The following is a 4,248-nucleotide window of genomic DNA, read 5'->3' as shown; positions in this document are numbered from 1 at the left end:
AATATTCTAGCACCATTTTGAAAACTTAGTACTAATAAATAATTATCAATCAGATTTCAAAGATAAAATTTAAAAAACAACCGTTCTTTTATTATGCTTCTATAAATTTCATAGAATAGATGATTTTAATCCTTTCTATTTTTCAAACATCCTTTAATACGAAAAAAGGTATATGCAAGCTCCTACAACTCGTCATTTAAAACAATAAAAATAGGCCATCTGAAAATCTTTCAGACGGCCTATTTGACAGAATGGTGGCTTGATATAACCTTATTGGTCTACAGATATTATTTCTTCCTGCCAAAAATCAGTGATATCACCGACAAGATCAAGAAACCGGCAAATAAAATTTTGGCTATGCCTGCCGCACTACCTGCAATACCACCGAAACCTAATACAGCTGCAATAATAGCGATGATAAAGAAAACGATCGAATAATGAAGCATGATTTTTTCCTTTCGGTTTAATATAAAAACGGTCGAGAGAGACACGACCGTTTATTGGGAAATTCAACGGTCTTAGCTGTTCAACCAATCATCAATTTCTTTTTCAGCTTCATCTTTAGTGCGACCGTAACGCTCTTGGAGCTTACCAGCCAACTGATCGCGCTTGCCTTCGATGATGTCCAAATCGTCGTTTGTCAACTCGCCCCATTTTTCTTTGGCTTTACCTTTAAGTTGCTCCCATTTTCCTTTGATAATATCTTCATTCATTTTTATACCATCCTATCTTATTGATTAATATTTAACTCACGGATAAAACCGCTTGCATTTAACCTTACTTGATAATTTTTTAATTTGCAAGCAATGCCAATGCTGATTTTTTAATCAGCTACCCAATATCTTATTAATTTCATAAATAATCAATAAGTTATATAAAACCGTTAAATTTTGAAAATATTAATATATTATTAATTAAACCCTTTAATAATTTTCTTTAAATCAAACGGCCTTACTATAAAAATAGGCCGTCTGAAAGTCTTTCAGACGGCCTTTTACTATCCAATATTTTCCTTAACGGCCAAAATTCTCGCGACGTTCGCGCCAGTCTTGGCGGATGGAGCCGCTTTTGCCGACCGGTGTATCTTGTTCAACTTCCCAAATAAAATTCGTTCCGCCGCCAATCGGATGCGAGCTGCGCAAGCCGATGTGGCTGCCTTGGTCGGCAACGGCGGTTCGGCTGTATGTTTGGCCGCCGAAACGGGTTTGCGAGGTTTCGATGCCGCTTTTGATGCTGCCGTAAAGCTGTACATCGGCATGTGCGGCAAGTGTGGCGGTGAAAAGTGCGGCAGTGAGGAGAAGTTTCAAGTTCATGGTTTATCCTTTTTTGGAGAGGAATTGTGTGACGATTGTATCGGCCTTGTGCGTAAACAAGTTACAATTCTTGCAAAATCTGACAGGAGTTTTGATGATGCGCTCTTTACGCGCCGCCGCTGTGCAAATGGTGTCGTCCACCAACCCCGAAACCAATATTGCCACCATGAAGCGCCTTGTCCGCGAGGCGGCCGAACAAGAGGCGGATTGGGTGTTGCTGCCCGAATATTGGCCGCTGATGGGCAAAAATGATACGGACAAGCTGGCATTTGCCGAGCCTTTGGACGATGGAAGCGTTGGCGAAACCTGCCACACCCGTTTTCAGACGGCCTTAAGCGAAACGGCAAGGGAATGCGGCGTGGTGTTATTTGGCGGCACGGTTCCATTGCAAAGCCCAAACGCTGGCAAGGTGATGAACACAATGCTGGTGTATGACCGCGACGGCAACCGAATCGGGCTTTACCACAAAATGCACCTTTTCGGCTTTTCCGGTTTGGGCGAACGCTACGCTGAAGCCGATACGATACTGGCGGGCAACGATGTGCCGAAATTGAGTGTGGACAATGTTCCGCTGGCAGCCGGTGTCTGCTACGATTTGCGCTTTCCTGAGTTTTTCCGCGCCCAGCAGCCGTTTGATGTTTTGCTGTTACCGGCCGCGTTTACCTACACGACCGGTAAGGCACATTGGGAATTGCTGCTGCGCGCCCGTGCGGTGGAAAACCAATGCTACGTCATCGCGTCGGCACAAGGCGGACTGCATGAAAGCGGCCGCCGCACATTCGGCCACAGTATGATTATCGACCCTTGGGGCGATGTGTTGGCGATGTTGCCGGAAGGCGAAGGCGTGATTTGTGCCGATTTGGACAGTGCGCGCCTGCAAAGCGTGCGCACGCGCCTGCCTGCCCTGAAACACCGATTACTTTAAACACTCACTATGTCCCAGTTCCAACCCACTCGCATTCTCGGCATCGACCCCGGCAGTCGCGTGACCGGCTTCGGCGTGATCGATGTCCACGGCCGCGAACATCATTATGTTGCTTCCGGCTGTATCAAAACGCCGACAGGTGCGTCGCTTTCCGAACGTATCGCAGTGATTGTCCGCCATATCGACGAAATCATCCGCCACTATCAGCCGCATCAGGCGGCCATCGAGCAAGTGTTCGTCAACGTCAATCCGGCCGCGACGTTAATGCTCGGTCAGGCGCGCGGTGCAGCGATTGCCGCTTTGGTTATGCACGATTTGCCCGTATTTGAATACACCGCGCTTCAAGTCAAGCAGGCTGTGGTCGGCAAGGGCAAGGCCGCCAAAGAGCAGGTGCAGCATATGGTAGTCCAAATGCTCGCACTTTCAGGCACGCCTCAAGCCGATGCCGCCGACGGACTCGCCGTCGCCCTCACCCACGCCCTGCGCAATCACGGATTGGCTTCGCAACTCAACCCCGACGGCTTGCAGGTCAAGCGCGGCCGTTTTCAATGGTAGGCCGACATTCAGGCCGTCTGAAATATGTTCCAGCCCGTTTTCAGACGGCCTTTCGGTTATAATAGCCCTTTGCCCACATACAGCGAGCCTTCATGAAAGCCGCCTTCCTTTTTCTCTATCTCATCCGCCTGCTGCCTTTTTGCGTGTTGCACAAGATTGCCGACGCGATCGGTATTCTTGCCTATTACGCAGTCAAACCGCGCCGCAAAGTCGGCGAGGTAAACCTCAAAAAATGCTTTCCTGAGCTGAACGACAGCCAGCGCACCGCCCTGCTCAAACGCCATTTCCAACACATGGCCAAGCTGATGCTCGAATACGGCCTCTACTGGTACGCGCCTGCGGACAAGCTGCACTCGTTGGTACGCTATCAAGACAAACACCATCTCGACGAAGCCCTCGCCGCCGGCGAAAAAGTCATCATCCTCTATCCGCACTTTACCGCATTTGAAATGGCGGTTTACACGCTCAATCAGGATGTGCCGCTGACCAGTATGTATTCGCACCAAAAAAACAAAACCCTGGACGAGCAAATCCTGAAAGGCCGTCACCGCTACAACAATGTTTTCCTGATCGGCCGCACAGAAGGCCTGCGTGCCATCATCAAACACCTGCGCAAAAGCGATGCGCCCTTTCTTTATCTGCCCGACCAAGACTTCGGCCGCAACGATTCCATTTTCGTCAATTTCTTCGGCATTCAGACGGCCACGATTACCGGTCTCAGCCGTATCGCCGGCATGACCAAAGCCAAAATCATTCCCGCCATTCCCACGCGCGAAGCCGACAATACCGTAACCCTGCGCTTCTATCCGGCTTGGGACAATTTCCCGACCGAAAATGTCGAAGCCGACACCCAGCGCATGAACGACTTCATCGAAGAGCGGGTACGCGAGCATCCCGAACAATATTTCTGGCTGCACAAACGCTTCAAAACCCGTCCCGAAGGCGAAAGCAGCCTCTATTGACTACATTGAATTACAATTTGAATATGCAAAAAGCGGCGAAATCCTTCTTTCGCCGCTTTTTCATTTTAATTGAATCAAACCGAAACTCATGTTTGATTTTAAACAATCAAATAATATTCCGCTTTAAATGCTTTAAAAACAACTTTTTTCATCGTGATTGAAACTTTCAAACAACCCTATATTTTTTCTCAAATAAAAAACATCAGACCCAATACACTTTTTTCATTTACATATTAAATTTAATTTCTTTTAAAAACAATATATTACAAAACAGTTCACCTGAAAAAATGCATTTTAATCATTCAAAATATGAAATAAAATTAAATTAAAATTTAAAAAAACAAAATAAATATCTAAATTTAAAATAATTATGAAATATAATTGCAAAAATATGACAATACCTGAAATTTATACTGAAACAAGCCTTCAGAAAAAAATACTTGGCAAACTGTAAAAATTCGCGTAAATTTCACTACATCAAATTACAAAACGT

6 protein-coding genes are annotated in these 4,248 nt (G+C 46.1%); 3 read left to right on the top strand and 3 right to left on the bottom strand.

All coding sequences use genetic code 11. The features are described from left to right. Nucleotides 1-287 precede the first annotated feature (287 nt). The 3 genes from ACTHSP_RS18345 to ACTHSP_RS18335 form a co-directional block, all read right to left on the bottom strand. Nucleotides 288-446: a DUF1328 domain-containing protein gene (locus ACTHSP_RS18345; RefSeq protein WP_039862543.1), complete on the bottom strand. Its 159-nt coding sequence runs from the start codon at nucleotides 444-446 to the stop codon at nucleotides 288-290. A gap of 72 nt (nucleotides 447-518) precedes the next feature. Further along, nucleotides 519-713 carry a CsbD family protein gene (locus ACTHSP_RS18340; protein WP_049344333.1) on the bottom strand — a complete coding sequence of 65 codons (195 nt, stop codon included), beginning with the start codon at nucleotides 711-713 and terminating at the stop codon, nucleotides 519-521. Nucleotides 714-1,013: 300 nt separating this feature from the next. After that, a complete protein-coding gene (locus ACTHSP_RS18335; protein ID WP_314511880.1) occupies nucleotides 1,014-1,313 on the bottom strand; it encodes a porin in 300 nt (99 codons plus the stop codon). Nucleotides 1,314-1,407: 94 nt separating this feature from the next. Between ACTHSP_RS18335 and ACTHSP_RS18330 the strand changes: the two genes are divergently transcribed. The 3 genes from ACTHSP_RS18330 (at nucleotide 1,408) to ACTHSP_RS18320 (ending at nucleotide 3,755) form a co-directional block, all read left to right on the top strand. Continuing rightward, the gene (locus ACTHSP_RS18330; RefSeq protein WP_314511882.1) at nucleotides 1,408-2,238 is read left to right on the top strand and encodes a carbon-nitrogen hydrolase family protein; all 831 of its coding nucleotides are present in this window, start codon (nucleotides 1,408-1,410) and stop codon (nucleotides 2,236-2,238) included. Nucleotides 2,239-2,247: 9 nt separating this feature from the next. After that, entirely contained in the window at nucleotides 2,248-2,793 is a 546-nt protein-coding gene (ruvC, locus tag ACTHSP_RS18325; RefSeq protein WP_003684216.1) for a crossover junction endodeoxyribonuclease RuvC, read from the top strand. Between the two features lie 77 nt (nucleotides 2,794-2,870). Then, nucleotides 2,871-3,755 carry a lipid A biosynthesis lauroyl acyltransferase gene (locus ACTHSP_RS18320; protein WP_440346618.1) on the top strand — a complete coding sequence of 295 codons (885 nt, stop codon included), beginning with the start codon at nucleotides 2,871-2,873 and terminating at the stop codon, nucleotides 3,753-3,755. Nucleotides 3,756-4,248: the final 493 nt, after the last annotated feature.

The sequence above is a fragment of the Neisseria sp. P0001.S005 genome (assembly GCF_051963715.1).
Note: the sequence above shows the minus strand (reverse complement) of the source record. Positions and strands in the feature narration are given on the sequence as shown.